General features: G+C 53.9%; 14 protein-coding genes. 7 read left to right on the plus strand and 7 right to left on the minus strand.

Features of this window, described 5'->3' with window-relative positions:
- Positions 1-470: 470 nt before the first annotated feature.
- A complete protein-coding gene (locus AC6I8R_RS08160) occupies positions 471-3,248 on the plus strand; it encodes a flavocytochrome c (protein ID WP_208725290.1) in 2,778 nt (925 codons plus the stop codon).
- Between the two features lie 86 nt (positions 3,249-3,334).
- Entirely contained in the window at positions 3,335-4,300 is a 966-nt protein-coding gene (locus AC6I8R_RS08165) for an FAD:protein FMN transferase (protein ID WP_415173034.1), read from the plus strand.
- On the opposite strand, the gene dcuR is transcribed toward AC6I8R_RS08165, so the two are convergent.
- From dcuR to AC6I8R_RS08185, 4 genes are all read right to left on the minus strand, one after another.
- On the minus strand, positions 4,294-5,013 hold the full coding sequence (gene dcuR, locus AC6I8R_RS08170; protein ID WP_021185700.1) for a two-component system response regulator DcuR: 720 nt from the start codon (positions 5,011-5,013) through the stop codon (positions 4,294-4,296). The genes AC6I8R_RS08165 and dcuR overlap by 7 nt on opposite strands.
- On the minus strand, positions 5,010-6,650 hold the full coding sequence (locus AC6I8R_RS08175; RefSeq protein WP_051337989.1) for a sensor histidine kinase: 1,641 nt from the start codon (positions 6,648-6,650) through the stop codon (positions 5,010-5,012). The genes dcuR and AC6I8R_RS08175 overlap by 4 nt, the downstream gene beginning before the upstream one ends.
- Positions 6,651-6,724: 74 nt before the next feature.
- Positions 6,725-7,264, minus strand: coding sequence for a peptide-methionine (S)-S-oxide reductase MsrA (gene msrA / locus AC6I8R_RS08180; protein WP_021185702.1), 540 nt, complete (start codon positions 7,262-7,264; stop codon positions 6,725-6,727).
- 64 nt (positions 7,265-7,328) lie between these two features.
- The gene (locus AC6I8R_RS08185) at positions 7,329-7,895 is read right to left on the minus strand and encodes a flavin reductase family protein (RefSeq protein WP_415173032.1); all 567 of its coding nucleotides are present in this window, start codon (positions 7,893-7,895) and stop codon (positions 7,329-7,331) included.
- Positions 7,896-8,005: 110 nt separating this feature from the next.
- On the opposite strand from AC6I8R_RS08185, the gene AC6I8R_RS08190 reads away from it, so the two are divergent.
- A complete protein-coding gene (locus AC6I8R_RS08190; RefSeq protein ID WP_021185704.1) occupies positions 8,006-8,509 on the plus strand; it encodes a P-loop nucleotide/nucleoside kinase family protein in 504 nt (167 codons plus the stop codon).
- A 22-nt stretch (positions 8,510-8,531) separates the two neighbouring features.
- Here the strand turns inward: AC6I8R_RS08190 and umuC are convergent, their stop codons facing one another.
- Positions 8,532-9,794: a translesion error-prone DNA polymerase V subunit UmuC gene (umuC, locus tag AC6I8R_RS08195; protein ID WP_021185705.1), complete on the minus strand. Its 1,263-nt coding sequence runs from the start codon at positions 9,792-9,794 to the stop codon at positions 8,532-8,534.
- Between the two features lie 293 nt (positions 9,795-10,087).
- Between umuC and AC6I8R_RS08200 the strand changes: the two genes are divergently transcribed.
- The 4 genes from AC6I8R_RS08200 to AC6I8R_RS08215 all read left to right on the plus strand — a co-directional run bounded on the left by AC6I8R_RS08200 (position 10,088) and on the right by AC6I8R_RS08215 (position 15,434).
- Complete coding sequence (locus tag AC6I8R_RS08200; protein WP_051337990.1) at positions 10,088-11,059, plus strand: ABC transporter substrate-binding protein; 972 nt, start codon at positions 10,088-10,090, stop codon at positions 11,057-11,059.
- A gap of 10 nt (positions 11,060-11,069) precedes the next feature.
- Positions 11,070-11,834: an ABC transporter permease gene (locus tag AC6I8R_RS08205; protein WP_021185707.1), complete on the plus strand. Its 765-nt coding sequence runs from the start codon at positions 11,070-11,072 to the stop codon at positions 11,832-11,834.
- The gene (locus AC6I8R_RS08210) at positions 11,831-12,610 is read left to right on the plus strand and encodes an ABC transporter ATP-binding protein (protein ID WP_415173031.1); all 780 of its coding nucleotides are present in this window, start codon (positions 11,831-11,833) and stop codon (positions 12,608-12,610) included. Before AC6I8R_RS08205 ends, AC6I8R_RS08210 begins: the two co-directional genes overlap by 4 nt.
- A gap of 394 nt (positions 12,611-13,004) precedes the next feature.
- The gene (locus tag AC6I8R_RS08215; protein WP_497832104.1) at positions 13,005-15,434 is read left to right on the plus strand and encodes a membrane-bound PQQ-dependent dehydrogenase, glucose/quinate/shikimate family; all 2,430 of its coding nucleotides are present in this window, start codon (positions 13,005-13,007) and stop codon (positions 15,432-15,434) included.
- Positions 15,435-15,473: 39 nt separating this feature from the next.
- Here AC6I8R_RS08215 and umuD read toward each other — a convergent pair whose 3' ends face one another.
- Together umuD and AC6I8R_RS08225 are read right to left on the minus strand one after the other, a co-directional pair.
- Positions 15,474-15,884 carry a translesion error-prone DNA polymerase V autoproteolytic subunit gene (gene umuD / locus AC6I8R_RS08220; RefSeq protein ID WP_036627429.1) on the minus strand — a complete coding sequence of 137 codons (411 nt, stop codon included), beginning with the start codon at positions 15,882-15,884 and terminating at the stop codon, positions 15,474-15,476.
- 135 nt (positions 15,885-16,019) lie between these two features.
- Positions 16,020-17,366, minus strand: coding sequence for a glycoside hydrolase family 28 protein (locus AC6I8R_RS08225; RefSeq protein ID WP_415173030.1), 1,347 nt, complete (start codon positions 17,364-17,366; stop codon positions 16,020-16,022).
- Positions 17,367-17,526 lie beyond the last annotated feature (160 nt).

Consider the following 17,526-nt stretch of genomic DNA (forward strand, 5'->3'; position numbering starts at 1 on the left):
ATTGCAATGTTGAAGAGAGAAGATTGCGTAATGTAAATATGATGCGATTTATTAAAAACTCCATTTTGATCTGGATCAAAAAATCGATTCAGTATTAAATCCTTTTTGTATTTGACATATATTCTTACCCTTACTTAATTCTTTTCTGCTGGTGACAAGACGCCATAAAGCTCAAGGCGGAAGGCGTTGTTGTCTGGGATGTGTCTGATAACGCCATGATTTATCATAAATTAATTTCCATGTAAATGAAAAAATTGATTTTTGACAACGTTTCGCTAACATTTTAAGTGGCGAATATTCAGTCTTAGTGTTTATTTCCAGAATAATTTAAAAGTTAAAAAACTAAACTTATTAATTATGTAACTAAAGAAATTGGTATATTGTTTACATGAAATCGGACCTCTTAAATAAATTTGAAATAACTGCGTCTGCGACAGAATTCGAAACTTTTAAATTTTGGAGTTGTTATCATGAATACGCTCACCCCGATTCTTAATCCACTGACACTGCCGAAAGGCGCGGTATTGAAAAATCGCCTGGTCATGGCCCCAATGACCACCTGTACCGGTTATTTTGACGGCGGCGTGACCAGCGACCTGGTGGACTACTATCGTGTACGTGCGGGCAGCATTGGCACGGTGATTGTCGAATGCTGTTTTATCGATAACCGTGGCCCGGCCTTCCCCGGCGCCATCGCCATCGATAGCGACAACAAAATCCCCGGCCTGGCCAGGATTGCTGATGCGATCAAATCTCAGGGTTCCAAAGCCATTTTGCAGATCTACCACGGTGGCCGTATGGTGGATCCCGCGTTGATCGGCGGTAAAACGCCAGTCGCGCCCAGCGCGCTTGCCGCTCCGCGTGAAGGTGCGCCGACTCCCCAGGCGCTGACGGCGGAAGAAGTCGATGTCATGATCACCAAATTTGGTGATGCGGTGAACCGTGCCATCAAGGCGGGTTTCGATGGCGTTGAGATCCACGGCGCTAACACTTACCTGATTCAGCAGTTCTACTCACCAAACTCCAACCAGCGCGATGACAAGTGGGGCGGCAGCCGCGACAACCGTGCTCGCTTCCCGATGGAAGTGCTGGAAATCACCCATAAAATGGCGGACCGCTTTGCGGCAGCCGACTTTATCATCGGCTATCGCTTCTCGCCGGAAGAGCTGGAAGTGCCGGGTATCCGTTTTGACGACACCCTGTATCTGCTGGAGAAACTGGCGGCGCGCGGTCTGGATTATGTGCACTTCTCCGTCGGCCAACTGCTGCGTCCGTCGATTGTTGATACCCAAGACCCGACACCGTTAATCACCAAATACCTGGCGCTGCGCTCACCGACGCTGGCTAAAGTCCCGGTGATTGGTGTTGGCGGCGTGGTAAATAAAGAAGATGCGGAAAATGCGTTGGAGCACGGTTTCGATCTGGTGGCGATTGGTAAAGCCTGTATCGCCTACCCGGACTGGGCCGACCGGATTATCCGCAACGAGCATATGGAGCTGTTTATCGACAGCACCAAACGCGAGGAGCTGGTGATCCCTGAGCCGCTGTGGCGCTTCTCGCTGGTGGACGCGATGATCCGCGACACGAGCGATACTGGCCGTAAATATAAAGCGGGCGTGTTCCAGGAGAAAGTGGAAGCCGAAGCGCTGAAGCTGAAAATCAACGTCACACTGGACACCGACCGTATCACCGACATCTCGCTGGTGCCGGACGCCACGCTGGACGTCGACTTTACCAGCACTTTTGAGAGCCTGCGTTCGCGCATTCTGGTGGCAAACAGCCCCCACGTTGATGCCGTGACCGGTGCCACCACCCAGAGTGAGGCGCTGAAAAAAGCCGTATCCCGTGCGCTGGCTACCTCCAGCAAAGAGCATGTCATTGAAGAGGGCGGCAACCCGAATGCGCCGGTCAGCTACGATGTGGTGGTGGTTGGCAGTGGCGGTGCCGGTCTGGCAGCGGCCATTCAGGCGCATGATGATGGCGCGCGCGTGGTGATCATCGAGAAGATGCCGACCATCGGTGGTAACACCATCAAAGCCTCGGTCGGGATGAACGCAGCGGAAACCCGCTACCAGCGTCTGAAAGGCATCGAGGACAGCAAAGAGTTGTTCTATGAAGAGACGCTGAAAGGCGGCAAATTCAAAAACAATCCAGTGCTGTTGCGTGAGTTTGTTGAACAGGCACCGGGTGCGATTGACTGGCTGACAGATAAAGGTATCGAGCTGTGCGACATCACCATCACCGGTGGGATGAGCATTGACCGTACGCACCGCCCGGAAGACCGTTCGGCGGTGGGGGGCTTCCTGATCAGCGGCCTGGTGAAAAACGTTAACCAGCGCAATATCGAAGTGCTGCTGGAAACCTCGGTGGCGGAAATCCTGTTCGAAAACGGCGCGGTCAGCGGCGTGAAAGTGGTGGATGAATACAACGACAGCCGCATTCTCAACGCGAAAAGCGTGATTGTCGCCACTGGCGGTTTCAGTGCTAACCGTGAGATGGTGGTGAAATATCGTCCTGAGCTGGATGGCTTCGTTACCACCAACCACAAAGGGGCGACCGGTAGCGGGATCGCCATGTTGCAGAAAATTGGTGCGGATACCGTGGATATGGGCGAGATCCAGATTCACCCGACAGTGGAGCAAACCACCTCTTATCTGATTTCTGAAGCGATTCGTGGCGGCGGTGCCATCCTGGTGAGCCAGGCGGGCAAACGCTTCTTCAATGAGATGGAGACGCGCGACAAAGTCTCGGCGGAAATTATCGCACTGCCGGAGAAAAGCGCGTGGATCATGTTCGATGAGCAGGTTCGTCTGAACAACAAAGCGGCGGATGAGTACATCGCCAAAGGGTTCGTCATCAGCGCGCCAACGCCACACGAACTGGCGGTGAAACTGAATATGGATCAGGAGACGTTGCAGACCACCCTGAACCGTTACAACCAGTTTGTTGAGCAGCAGAACGACGAAGATTTTGGCCGTAAAACTGCGCTGCGTCATCCGCTCAACCACGGTCCTTACTACGCCATCCGTATCGCCCCTGGGGTGCATCACACTATGGGCGGCGTGACCATCAATACTGACACAGCGGTACTGGATGCACAGAAACAGGTGATCCCGGGTGCCTGGGCAGCGGGTGAAGTGGTTGGCGGTATTCACGGTGCCAACCGTATCGGCGGCAACGCGGTTGCTGATATCATCATCTTTGGTATCAAAGCCGGACGTAACGCCGCGGCACTGGCGTTAGGCTAAATCACACCATCCGTAGCGGCGCGATTTATCGTGCTCTTTTAAGAACCGCGCGATAGATCGTGCCGCTACAACCGTAAGAGGCGATAATGACTCCAGACGCAGGCGTCTATGCCTATTCCGCCGTTCTGATGGGTTCGCCCATTCTGCTTAAACTCTTCGAAGACAATCAACCTCTCGCGGCGCAGGTATTTCGGCTGATCAAACAGCAGGAAAATCTGTTTACCGTCAATCGTGCTGACTCTGAAGTGATGGCGATCAACCACGCCGCGGGCCACCATCCGGTGGTGGTCAGTGAACCGGTGTTTGCCTTGATCAGCGTGGCGCATGCGGTGAGTTTGTTGCCGAACAGCGCCTTTAACTTCACCATCGGGCCGGTAGTGAAACGCTGGAAAATTGGCTTTCAGGGCCATGAGGTGCCACCGGCTGCGGATATCGCGGCGCGGCTGCGGCTGACCGATCCGCATCAGGTGATATTGAATGAGGCTGAACGCTCGGTGTTCCTGCAACAGCCGGGGATGGAGATTGATCTCGGTGCCATCGCCAAAGGCTATATTGCCGATCGCGTGCAGGGCTTTTTACGCCAACAGGGTGTGCAGCAGGCGTTGATTAACCTCGGTGGCAACGTGCAGACGTTGGGGTGTCCCCCCCATGATGCAGCGGGGTGGGGGATTGGCCTGAAAAAACCCTTTGGCCGCGAGGATGAACTGCTCGGCGTGTTGCGCGTGCAGGGTAAGTCGGTGGTGACCTCCGGCATCTACGAACGCTACTTCGAACGGGATGGCCGCTGCTGGCACCATATCTTCGATCCGCGCACCGGCTATCCGCTCGACAACGAATTACTCAGCATCACGGTGATTTCCGATCGTTCCATTGATGGCGATATCTACACCACGCTGCTGTATGGCATGGGGGTGGAACAGGGGCTGGCGTATCTTGCTGACCAGCCTGAACTGGACGCGGTCTTTGTGACGCGCGACCGGCAGATAATCTGCTCCTCCGCGCGCCATTTCAGCTTTGAGCCGCTGGATGCGGCGTGGCAACTGCGTTACTGACAATATTGTTGCAGCAGCGAATGGTATTCCGGTTGCAGGCGATAACGGTATACCGGACGGCCTGTGGCACCGTAATGGATGCTGGTGAACAGGATATTAATCTGCGCCAGCCAGATCAGATATTTACGGCAGGAAACCCGGGAGATATTCACCTCGGCCGCCAGTTCATCGGTGGAGAACTCGGTGCCCGGATGGGCATCGATCCACTGACACAGGGTGCGTAGCGTCTGCGGCGTCAGCCCTTTTGGCAGGCGTTTGCTGTCGTGCTGGGTCGCCGGGCTGCCGTGAATCAGTAGGTCGACATCCGATTGCTGATAATAATGCTGGTTATCCATCAGCGATTTTTTCTGCCGCCATTGGGTCAGCGCTTCTTCAAAACGCGGGAACTGGAAGGGCTTGATCAGGTAATCCACTACGCCGTAGTGCAACGAGGTTTTGATGGTTGCGGCATCGGCGGCGGAGGAGATGATAATCACCTCCACCGGGCTGTTGGCTTTGCGCAGCTCCGGCAGCAGGTCGAGGCCGTTTTCCTGTTGCATATAGATATCCAGCAGCACCAGATCAACCGGTGGTTCGCTGTTGAGGATCTTCTCTTTCGCCTGCTGTAAGGTTGAGGCGGTGCCACAGCAGCTAAAGCCGGGCACCTGGCCGATATAGCAGCGATTAAGCTCTGCCACCATTGCATCATCGTCGACTACTAACACGTTGATCATGCGGTTTGATTTCCTCCATCCCAGGGTAGCTGGACTAAAAATTGGGTATAAACGCCGGGTTCTGATTCCACGCTGACGTCGCCGCCAAGGCTTTCGGTTTGCTGTTTCAGCAGGAACAAACCGACGCCGCGATCGTCACCTTTGGTGGAGAAGCCTTTGTCAAAAATAGTGGGCAACACCTCGGGATCAATACCGGGGCCATCGTCGCTCACTTCACACGCCAGCCAGCCATTCTGGTAGTGCAGCATCACATGGATCTCACCTTCAGTCTGGGAGCCAAGTGCATCCAGCGCATTCTCCACCAGGTTGCCAATCACGGTAATCAGTACCGCCATCTGCTGCTCGTTGCCGCTGTCGGGTAAGAAACTGGCATCGCTGATGGTCAGGTGATGACCACGATCGGATGCCCGATTGATCTTACTGAGCAGGAATCCGGCAATCACCGGTGACTTAATTTTTTGCACCAGCGAGCCAATTTCCGTCTGATAGTTATTGGCGGTTTTCAGCACATAGGCTTCGACCTGCGCATAGTTTTTCATATGCAGCAGGCCGAGGATAACGTGCAGCTTATTCATAAATTCGTGTGAACGCTCACGGAGCGCATCGACATAGTTTACCATGCCGCTCAGGCGCTGCATTAGCTGGCTAATCTCGGTCTTATCCCTGAAGGTACACACCGCGCCAATAATACGTCCCTGGCTGCGTACCGGCACCGTGTTGCTGAGCAGCACATGGCCGTTAACGTTCAATTCTTCATCGCGCCGTGGTCGGCCACTCTGCAACACATCCTGCAAATGGGCGTTGATCACCGAGGCATCGTAAATACGTTCGGCACTGATGGCGCTGGTCGCGATCTCGGCATTCAACAACTTCTGTGCCGCCTGATTGACCAGCGTCACCGCGCCCTGATCGTCCACCGCCACCACGCCTTCTTTTACCGAGTTGAGGATCGCCTGACGTTGTTCAAACAGCGTCGAGATTTCATGCGGTTCGAGGCCGAACAAAATACGTTTTAGCACGCGTACCAGAATCAAGGTACCCAGCGCACCGACCAGCGCGCCAATCAAGATCGTCCATAACACGCTCCAGCGGCTCTGGTTGATTTGATCGGTCACCGCGCTGAGCGAGATACCAATCACCACCACGCCAATCTGTTGATGTTGAGCGTTATAGATTGGGGTAAATACGCGCAGGGCTTTGACTAACGCGCCTTTATTGACCGAGACGTTCTCATGTCCACGCAACGCTGGTTCGATGTCGTCGCCAATAAAATGCTGGCCGACCAACTCTGGGTTGAGATGTGAATAGCGGATACCCTGCATATTGGTGACCACCACAAACAGCAGGTTATTGCTTTGCTGAATCTCCTGGGCGATGGGCTGAATCGGCAGGGTGCCGGGCGGCTGTAGCACCGCGCGTTGGATTTCTGGCGAATCCGCCAGGGTTCGCGCCACGGCCATCGCTTTATCTTCCAGTTGCATCCGCGTCATCGCGCCGATTTGAAAGAAATAGATCAGATGGACGCTGAACAGCACCAGGGCGATCACCGTACTGAGCATCAGCGTGACCAGGGTATTGAGCTTTATGGGCCGCTTACGCGGTGGGGAATGCGTGGGTGGAGAATCAAATTCTGGCATAGGGCAGCTTTCGTAGCGGCGCGATTTATCGCGCGGATTTATAACGGGTGCGCATTACGCGCACCCGCATCGCATTAGCCCTGCGATTTTACCCTATTGGCAAAATTTTTCTTCAGCTTCTGCAACTTCGGAGGGATGACCGCCAGGCAGTAACCGTTACGCTGACCGGCACCATCCCAGTAATCCTGATGATAATCTTCCGCCGGATACCACTCGCCCAGCGGCTCGATGGTGGTGACGATCGGATCTTTGTTATCTTCCTGAGCACGGGCGATGGCCGCGATTGCTTCCGCTTCCTGTTCGGCATTGGCCGGGAAAATGGCGGAACGGTACTGAGTACCGATGTCATTGCCCTGGCGGTTTAGCTGGGTTGGATCATGGGTGACAAAGCTGACATCCAGCAGATCGCCGAAGCTTATCTGTGCCGGATCGAAACCGATGCGGATCGCTTCGGCGTGGCCGGTGGCACCGCTGCATACCTGCTCGTAAGTCGGGTTGGCACGCGTGCCGCCGGTATAACCGCTTTCCACGGACTCAACGCCAATCAGACTTTTAAACACTGCTTCGGTACACCAGAAACAGCCACCCGCGATCACCGCGTATTCAATTGCCATGTCTTTACTCCTGTCAGGGCGAAAGCGTTACTGTGGGGGCGCGCTTTCGTGAATTCAACCTTGTTTAAATTAACATTTCTGGCTTAAAGTCGCGGTGCTTATCAAGCAGCAGATTGCTCATCACGGTAAAACGACCTTCCCCCGTGTAGTGCAGGGTGGGAGGAAACTCCGGCTTATCCGCCACATGCGCTTTAACGATCTCGAAGATAAACAGATTGTAGTTATCCACCATGCTATCGTCGTAGAGTTGACATTCAAAGCTGGCGAAGCACTCCCTGATCAGTGGCGCATTCACCTTGCTGGCCGGTTCAGCGGTCAGTTTGAAGGCATCAAACTTATCGATGCGATCGCCGTGGCTGTTGCCGATGGCCACCACGCTATCAATTAAGTCGGCGGCCGGCACGTTGATCACGCACTGGCCGCTGTGACGAATCAATTCATGGCTAAAATTGCCGCTGGCGATCATGCAGCCGACCAGCGAGGGTGAGAATTCCAGGATGGTATGCCAGCCGAGCGTCATGATGTCGTGCTGACCTTCATACTGTGAGCTGACCAGCACCACCGGTCCGGGTTCCAGATATTTCCGCGCCTTGCTGACCGGAAAATCGATTTTATGTACATTCTGGCTCATTGCGCTGCTCCTTTTTTGAAGGATGCTGTAAGTGTAGCGAACCTGCGCAGGTCTTTACCTGCGCGCCAATTACAGGCATGGTATGCAGTCATCTTAAAAGGAGTGGTTTTATGGCGTCTGCGCGCGCGTTAACACAATCCCCAGCGACCCTGCACCTGCTGTGCGGCAAAATTGCCGCAGGTAAATCGACGTTGGCCCATCGGCTGGCTCAGGAAACCGGGGCCGTGATCATTAGCGAGGATGCCTGGCTGGCGCATCTGTTTGCCGACGAAATGCGTGATGTGGCGGATTATGTGCGCTGTGCTGCGAAGCTGCGTAATGCTATGACACCGCACCTGATTTCGCTGCTGCGCTGTGGTGTCTCCGTGGTACTGGATTTCCCGGCCAACACGCTGCAAAACCGGCAATGGATGAAGGCGGTGATTCAGGCTGCCGATGCCGCGCATCAGCTCCATGTCCTCGATGTCCCGGATGAGGAGTGCAAAGCGCGGCTGCATGCGCGCAACAACGCAGGTGAACATGATTTTGCTGCCACCGATGCACAGTTCGCACTGATCAGCAGTTACTTTGTTGCGCCGCAGCCGGATGAAGGGTTTACGGTGATCAATCATTAGTACGCGATTTATCGCGCAAGGCCTACCGCACCACCGGCACATCAGAAAATCGGGTGGTGTAAGCCGGTGACAGCATTTCACGTTTCATTGACCAGGCTTTCTGCACCCCCTGACCGGCAAACCACAACGCGCCGCGCTGGTGGGCATTCATCTGATCGATCAACTGCATCAGTTGTTCGCTATTACGCCGCGGCTGATAGTCGGCAAACAGGTCAAACTGCGCCACGCCATCACTGAAAAAATCCCCCAGCATCACGCCGCCTTTCATATAACGTTTACCAGGGATCCAGATCCTGTTCAGACAACTGAGCGCGGCATGCATGATGTCGCGGCTATCCTGGGTCGGTGTGACCAGCAAGGTATCAGCCGAATTGGCATAATAAGGATGATGAGGATCGTGGGGACTGGTGCGGATAAACGTACCAATATGGCGGCAATACTGGCGCTCGCTACGTAGCTTTTCCGCCGCGCGCGCGGCGTAATTGCTGATGGCTTCGCGCATGTCGTTATACTCCGTCACCCGCTCACCAAAGGAGCGCGAGCAAAGAATATTTTGCCGCTGTGGGATCACCTCTTCAAAGGCCAGGCAGGCCTCACCGCGTAACTCGCGTACTGTGCGTTCCAGCACCACGCCAAACTGTTTGCGGATCAGTGCCGTGGGGGTATCGGCCAGTTGCACGGCCTTTTCGATCCCCATCAGGTTGAGTCTTTTCGCCAGCCGACGGCCGACGCCCCAGACCTCGTCCACCGGCACCATCGCCATCAGTTTGCGCTGACGCACCGGGGCAGAGAGATCCATCACCCCCTCCGCCTGGGTCCAGCGTTTGGCTGCCCAGTTCGCCAGCTTGGCGAGGGTTTTGGTCGGTGCAATTCCCACACCGACCCGCAGATGCGTCTCTTTATAAAGACGATCGCGCATCTGACGACCAAAGGCTTCCAGCGAGAGGCAGTTATCAACGCCGGTCACATCGACAAAGGCTTCATCAATTGAATAGACATCCACGCGTGGGGCCATCAATTCCAGCGTCTCCATCACCCGCAGCGACATATCGCCATACAGCGCATAGTTGGAGGAGAACACCACCACCTGATGACGCAGCAAGGCTTCACGCTGCTTAAAGTAAGGGGCACCCATTTTGATGCCGAGTTTTTTCGCTTCTTTACTGAGCGAGATAATGCAACCGTCGTTGTTGGATAGCACCACAACCGGTTTGCCGCGCAGGTCGGGGCGAAATACGGTTTCGCAGGAGGCGTAGAAGGAGTTGACGTCGACAAGTGCGTACATAATTGCGTTCATAAATAACTGTGGTTATATACAGTATTTGCCGGTTGACCCTGCTCGTCAAGCGCTGATTCGCAACACGCTTGTCCCGCTATGGTGCGCCGGATGCACCATTAACTTTCCCTAATTGATTAAGCCACAGTGAGAAAACCTTAACGCACGGTAATGCTGTTACCTGGCACAACTTCTGCATAGTTGCCAGTGGCTTGTATACAAGGCCGCATACCAGTCAATCACTTGGGGGAATCACCGTGCGCAACAATGATAAAGAGAAAATTAACGCTCAGCGTCGCCAGATGATGAAATATTCGATGCTGGCATTAGGTGGCGTCGCGCTCAGTGGCATGTTGGGCAGCCCATCAGCCGTGGCGGCAGATGATGAGATTTTGATTGGTTACTGGCCGATTGTCGGTGGTTTGCCGTTATATGCCGGTATCGAGAAAGGCATCTTTAAACAAGCCGGTTTGAACGTACGTGCCGTCAAATTCGCCAGCCCGCAGCAGGTGGTGGAAGCGATGATCACCGGGCGTATTCATGGTTGCGCCAACGGCACCGCCACCGGGGCGTTGGGGTTGGGGGCCATTACCAGCCCGGACCTGTTCAAAATCATCTGTTCTAATCCTTCGAATGAAAAAATGGTGCTGGATGAGTTTCTGGTGCCGGTCAACAGTAGCGCCAAATCGATCAGCGATCTGAAGGGCAAACGCATTGCCAGCGGCCCCGGTATTCAGAACGTCACTATGGCGAAAATTATCCTTGAGAAGAATGGATTTACCGATACCAAGGTGATCGAGTTGCCGGTCGGCCAGCATGCGCCATCGTTAGCTGCCGGGCAGATTGATGGGGTATACACGCTGGAACCCACCGGCACGGTGGCTCGCATGAAAGGCATGGGCAAAGTGCTGGAAACCGGGGTGATTGCCAAATATGTGCTCGGCGATGCCAGCGCACCGTGGTTTGGGGGGGCGGCGGCGCTGACCACCAGCTTTATCAATGCCGACAAAGCGCGGGCGCGGCAGGTGATTGATGCGTATGGCGCAGCGGTCAAGTTTATCCAGCAACAGCCGGAAGAGGCGCGGCAATATGTGGCGGGTTACACCGGCATTGAAGCGGCGCTGGTGAAGGAAGTGCCGCTGCCTGGCTTCGTGATGTATGACCAGTTAACCGGGACTAACCTGCAATGGTTCCAGAAATTTTATGATGTGTTTGCCGAGCGGAAAATTTTCAGCAAGCCGCTTCAGGTGGAACCGTTGATCTATCGCGCATAAGGAGAGTGCCATGATGCGAATCTGGCGACGCAGGCTGCTGCCGCTGATCGGGCCGCTGCTGCTTTTTCTGCTGTGGCAGACGGCAGTCAGCGCCAAATGGCTCAACCCGGTGTTGCTGCCATCGCCGGGGGAAACCCTCGGCTATCTGTTTAGCGCGCTGGCGGATGGCAGCATGAATCAGGATATCGGCGATACGCTCTACCGTACGCTGATGGCCTTTGTGGTGGCGGCGGTTATCGGTGTGCCGTTGGGGGTGATGCTCGGCAGTAGTGAACGTCTGTATCGCAGCGTCGAATTTTTGGTGGATTTTTTCCGCTCAACGCCATCATCCGCACTGATCCCTTTGTTTATGCTGATTTTCGGTATTACCGATACCAACAAAATCGCCATTGCCGCCTTTGCGGCGGTGCTGGTGATCCTGTTTAACAGCGCCTACGGCGTGATGAACGCGAAGAAGACCCGCATTATGGCGGCGCAGGTGATGGGGGTTTCACGCTGGCATGTGTTTAAGGACATCATGCTGATGGAAAGCCTGCCGCAGACCTTTGTCGGTTTGCGTACCGGCGTCTCGATGGCGCTGGTGATCGTCATCGTCGCCGAAATGTTTATTGGTTCTGAAACCGGGTTGGGGCACCGCATCATTGATGCGCAGCAGCTGTTCAACATTAAAGATATGTACGCCTCGATTCTGATCACCGGTGCTTTTGGCTATCTGCTGAATCTGGGTTTTCTGCTGATTGAAAAACGCTGTGTGCACTGGAGTGGCAAAGCATGAAAAAACCCGATTATCCGCAACCCAATACCCATGTCACTATTCGCGGGCTGGATAAAAGCTTTGCCGGGCAGCCGCTGTATCAGGATCTCAACCTCGATTTACCCAAAGGCAAGATCGTCTCGATATTCGGGCCTAATGGCTGTGGCAAATCGACGCTGATGAACATGATTGCCGGATTGATTCCGGTCGATCGCGGGCAAATCCTGTTCGACGGCAAAACGTTGGCGGAGACGAAGATCGGTTATGTGTTCCAGAATTACCGCGATGCGCTTTTTCCCTGGTTAACCGCCTGGCACAACATTGCCTATCCGTTAAAGCGTCAGGGCATGAAGGCGGCGGCGGTCAAACAACGTGTGGCTGAATTGGCGGCAATGTTTGATATTCGCTTCGATCTGCAACGTTATCCGTATGAACTCTCCGGTGGGCAACAGCAAACGGTGTGTATCATGCGTGCGCTGGCGACGCAGCCTGAAGTGATGTTTCTTGATGAGCCGTTCTCGGCGCTCGATTTTGAGATGACGCTGTTTATCCGCGATAAATTGCAGCAGGTCCAACTGGCGACCGGCGTCACCATGCTGATCGTCTCACATGATCTGGAGGATGCGGTGTTTCTGGCGGATGAAATCTTGTTGCTGACGCGGCGGCCTACGCGCGTGGCCGAGATTGTGCCCTTTGTCCTGCCGCGCCCGCGCACTGCTGAGATGATGAGTCACCCGGAGTTTGTCCGGGTGAAAGCCCATACACTCGCGGTGTTTAAACGCGAGATGGCAGGTTAACGCATAACGTAACGGCGCGATTTATCGCGCCGTTACGAAAAGAATAAAAAGTGCGGTTATTTACCGCCGCATCCCACCTGATTTAATGACCTCGTGAAATTATCCCCGTCTGCGAATAACCAGTAAGCACAAATATTTTAACCTGTAAAATGTCAGGGTATTCATTCCTAAACCATTAATAAACGGGATGGTGGCGTTTCTGCGCTGATAATTAATGACGGTAGTTAATTAGCTGGGGCATATTATGATTGTTATTGATGTAAATGTTATTGGTTTGTTTTTAAGTAGTAACTGAAAAGATGTGGATTTACATTTATTGACATCTAATTAACACAAACATACAGTCCTTACGATTTTAACTAACATGTCACCATTTTAAATTATCGGGGAGTGTATGGATATTAAGGAACAAGGGTCTGGACGGCGTTCAGGCTTGTCATTTGTCCTGAGCATCATTTTTGCGTTGCTCACGCTGGCGACCGCCATCGCTATTATTATTGGCGGCGGAAAACTTATTTCACTGGGTGGATCGGCATATTATCTGATTGCCGGTATCGCCTATATCGTGCTGGTGGTGCTCTATTTTAAAAAACCAGCGGCGGGTTTCATTTTTTCCTGCCTGATTTTTGCACTGACGATTATCTGGTCGCTGGTGGAAGTTGGCGGCCTGATCTATTGGGATTTGCTGCCGCGCCTGGTGGTACCCGCGCTGTTATTTCTGCTGAGTTTGCTGGTGACCGCCACCGATAAAGGTGTGCTGTCGTCGCAGCGTCGTCTCTCTGGCGGGCTTAGCCTGGTGGTGTTTGTGGCATTAATCGCCACCTTTATTGGTGGCTTCTTCCCGCATAACACCCTCTATAACCCGGAAGCCGTCTCTGCCGAGCCGTTGCAACCAACGGATAGCGATGCTTCCAAAGCGGGTCAGGACTGGCGCTATATCAGCCGCAACGCCAGTGGCACGCGCTTTGTGCCGCTCGATCAGGTCAACGCGGATAACGTTAAAGATTTGCAGGTGGCCTGGACTTATCACACCGGTCGCCGTCTGACAGGCAATGCGACGGGGGTCGATGAAAACACGCCGATTCAGATCGGTTCCGTGCTTTATACCTGTACGCCGGAAAACCTGATTGCCGCAGTGGATGCCGATACCGGCAAGCCAATCTGGAAATTCGATCCACATGCGCGCACCTATGAACACGTTACCTGCCGCAGCGTCGGGTATTACGACTACGACAGCGATGAAACCCTCAGTGCCGAGCAGAAAGCGGCGTATACCGATACGGCCTGCCGTCAGCGCATTATTGTTTCCACCGTTGATGCCCGTCTGATTGCGCTGGACGCGCATACCGGCGAGCTGTGCCCGAACATCGGCCAGAATGGCATGGTCAACCTGCAACAGGGGATGGGCGATACTGCCGACAGCCGTCGTTATCACCCGACCAGCGTGCCGGTGATTATGGGCCATCTGACAGTATTCGGTTCCTGGGTACGTGATATCACCGAAGATGAACCCTCCGGTGTGTTGCGTGCGTATGATGTGCGTGACGGTTCGCTGGCGTGGGCGTGGGATGTTGGCAACGTCGAAGGGGCGAAGCAGGGTGATGCACATTATACCCTCAGCACCCCGAACGTCTGGGCCATCCCGACTTACGATAAAGATCTCGGCCTGGTGTATGTCTCCACCGGTAACGGCCCACCAGATTACTGGGGCGGTAACCGTAATGCGGCGAAAGAGAAATACGGTTCGTCAGTGATTGCGCTGGATGTGAATACCGGCAAAACCAAATGGGTCTTCCAGACCGTCCATCACGATATCTGGGACTACGACTTACCGTCGCAGCCGGTGATGTACAACATGAAGAATGAGCAGGGCGAAGTGGTGCCTGCGCTGATTCAGACCAGCAAAATGGGTGAAATCTTCGTCCTGGATCGCCGCACCGGTAAGCCAGTGAGTAAAGTCGAAGAGAAACCGGTACCGACTTCTCCGGCAGCGCAGGAAGAACATCTGTCGCCGACCCAGCCGTTCTCAGTGGATATGCCAACTATCGGTCTGGAGCAACTGAACGAGAAGAAGATGTGGGGCGTCAGCATGTTTGACCAGCTCTACTGCCGCATTCTGTTCAAATCGGCGCTCTATTCCGGCATCTTCCAGCCGAACAGCGAGAAAACCTACCTGGAGTTCCCGGCGACTATGGGGGGCATGAACTGGGGTGGGGTGTCTATTGATGAAACTTCCGGCATTCTTTACGTCAATGATATCCGTCTGGGTATGCTGATGGCGCTGAAGAGTAAGGAAGAAGCGAAGGGGCAGAAAATCTCCCTGAACGAAGTACCGCAATGGGCTGGTACTATCCGTCCTCAGATCAGCGGGCCTTACGTTGGCGTGCGGATGGATAACTTCGCATCCTTCCTGCAAGTACCGTGTCAGCATCCGCCGTTTGGCACCATGACCGCCATCGATCTGCACAGTAAGAAAATCGTCTGGCAGGTGCCAATGGGCACGGTGGAAGACACCGGTCCTCTGGGGGTAAAAACCCATCTGCCGATGCCGGTAGGTATGCCAACGTTGGGCGGCCCGACCACCACCAAAAGCGGTTTAGTGTTCTTTGCCGGTAGCCAGGATAATTACCTGCGTGCGCTGGACAGCAAAACCGGTAAGGAAGTGTGGAAAGCGCGTCTGCCGGTGGGAGCGACTGCGTCACCGTTGATTTATCAGTCAGCGAAAACCGGTAAAGAGTACATCGTGATCTCGGCAGGCGGTGCGGCGCACTCGCCGGATGTCGGTGATTATCTGATTGCTTACGCCTTGCCAGACAAAGCGTAAGTCTGACAACGCCCGGCGATATAAGCCGGGCGTTGTCACTCAACGTGCCGCATAAATAATAAAAGTCACCACGCCAAAGATCTCCAGTTGTTCATCTTCTGCCGGGGTAATCGGCGCGTAGCGTGGGTTCATGGCGAGCAGTTGCACACGCGGAAACTGTTGTAACCGTTTAACCGTAAACTCGCCGTTAATGGCCGCCACCACAATATCGCCATGTTTCGCATCCAGCGCACTGTCGACCACCAGTAAATCCCCTTCACTGATATTCGCGTCGCGCATGGAATCCCCTTCCACCCGGACAAAATAGGTGGCGTTGGGATGGGCGACCAGATGCTTGTTCAGATCCAGCCTGCGCTCGACGTAATCTGCCGCCGGGGAGGGGAAACCGCAGTGGACTCGCTCAAGAAAGAGTGGCAATTGATGCGGCGGTGCACCGGGCATCGGACGCATCAAGAGAGGAGAGAAGGGATGAACTTTCATGGCGAATTCTCAATGATAAAACTGTACGCATATACAGTATTATTATCAGTCAATTCTGAGATCGCAATACGTTATCCCACCATTATTTTGTAAAACCCATAGATATCAATTAATTGGTGAGTTTTCCTCGTGTAATGTCACCGCCGGTCCCTCAGCCAGCGTTTTTCCTTTATTTGCGCTAACAGACACATGATCCAGCCTTGCGGTGACGTATCTGGCCTGCACCCCGTATTCAGCGGTGATGGCAATATGGTGCAGATTGACATCGGTGATCGGTGCTTCCGGCAATCCGCTCAATATCATGGCGTATTTGGCACCGGTTGCCGCCAGATGATTGACGGTGATACCTGAGATAAAAGGCGTGGTGGCCGTCACCGGCGCTGGCGTGATAGGGGCAACCAGTGAATGACCTGCCGCACCGGCCTGACCGGAGTAACTGTCGGTAACCAGCAGCGGTGTGGCAACATTTGTCATCGTCACATGGTCAACCAGGAATGGCCCAATCTTGTTGCCGCGATCGCGACCTGATTTCACGCGCAGCCCATTTTCGGCGCCGATAAATCTCACATGTGAAACCACCACGTTGCCGATACCGTTGATCGTCTCGCTACCCAGTGATATCCCATGTCCTTGTCTCATCACGGAATCCTGAACAGTGATATTTTCAGATTTTCCTCCGCTGCCCACGGTGATACCTGATTTGATGGCGATATGATCATCACCGGTACTGATGTCGGCGTGTTTTATCAGGATGTCTGTAGAAGAAACGATATCGATACCATCGGTATTCGGTGAGGTGATGGGGTTATCGACGGTCAGTTGATCAATATTCAGCTGATGGCTATTTCTGAGTACCAGGTTCCACATGGGGGAGTTGGTCAGCCGGATATGATGAATCTCTGAGGATGACACATTATTCATTTCCACCAGCCAGGGCCTGGGCATGCCATTTGCCAGAGGTATCCCTTTATATTTTGCTGTAAAAGCCTCCGGATGGCCGGACCTGACGGTATTGCGCAAATCGATCGCGGCTGGCCACCAGGCTTGCGCACCGTTGCCATCAATGGTCCCGCCACCCTCAATCGCCACATGACTGACACCATTGGCGAGGATGAATGCCTCATTCGGCTGTGTGGGCCTGCCAAGAAAGGCATCCACGAACTGGCGAGTATCGGGGGTGGCTTTCAGGGTAACGCCGTCGGGAATCACTAATCTCACGTTGCTTTTTAACGCGATCGGACCTGAAAGCCACACCCCTGACCCCAGTGTGACTTTACCTCCGCCTTTTTGCGCACACAGATCAATCGCTTGTTGAATGGCCCTGGTATTCAGCGTTACGCCATCGCCCTTGCCACCGAAATCAGCGGGGGAGCAAAGAAAGGGCGCGGCAGCGGCGCACAAGGGAGTCAGGCTTACGGCGACTAAAGCAAAACCGAACGTTGTTTTCTTCATGATATTGACGTCAATCCATAGAAATTAAGCACAGCCCATCAATGTAGCGTTGCCGACAAAAGCGGAGTAGAAGAAAGCCGCGTAGTGGGGGCGCGTTTTCTTGAGTATTTGTTTTTTCGATGTATTTATTCCGGGCAAATGCAAGCAAATATTGCGCGAG

Source organism: Pantoea sp. X-Soil-OKNW-713 (assembly GCF_059730685.1).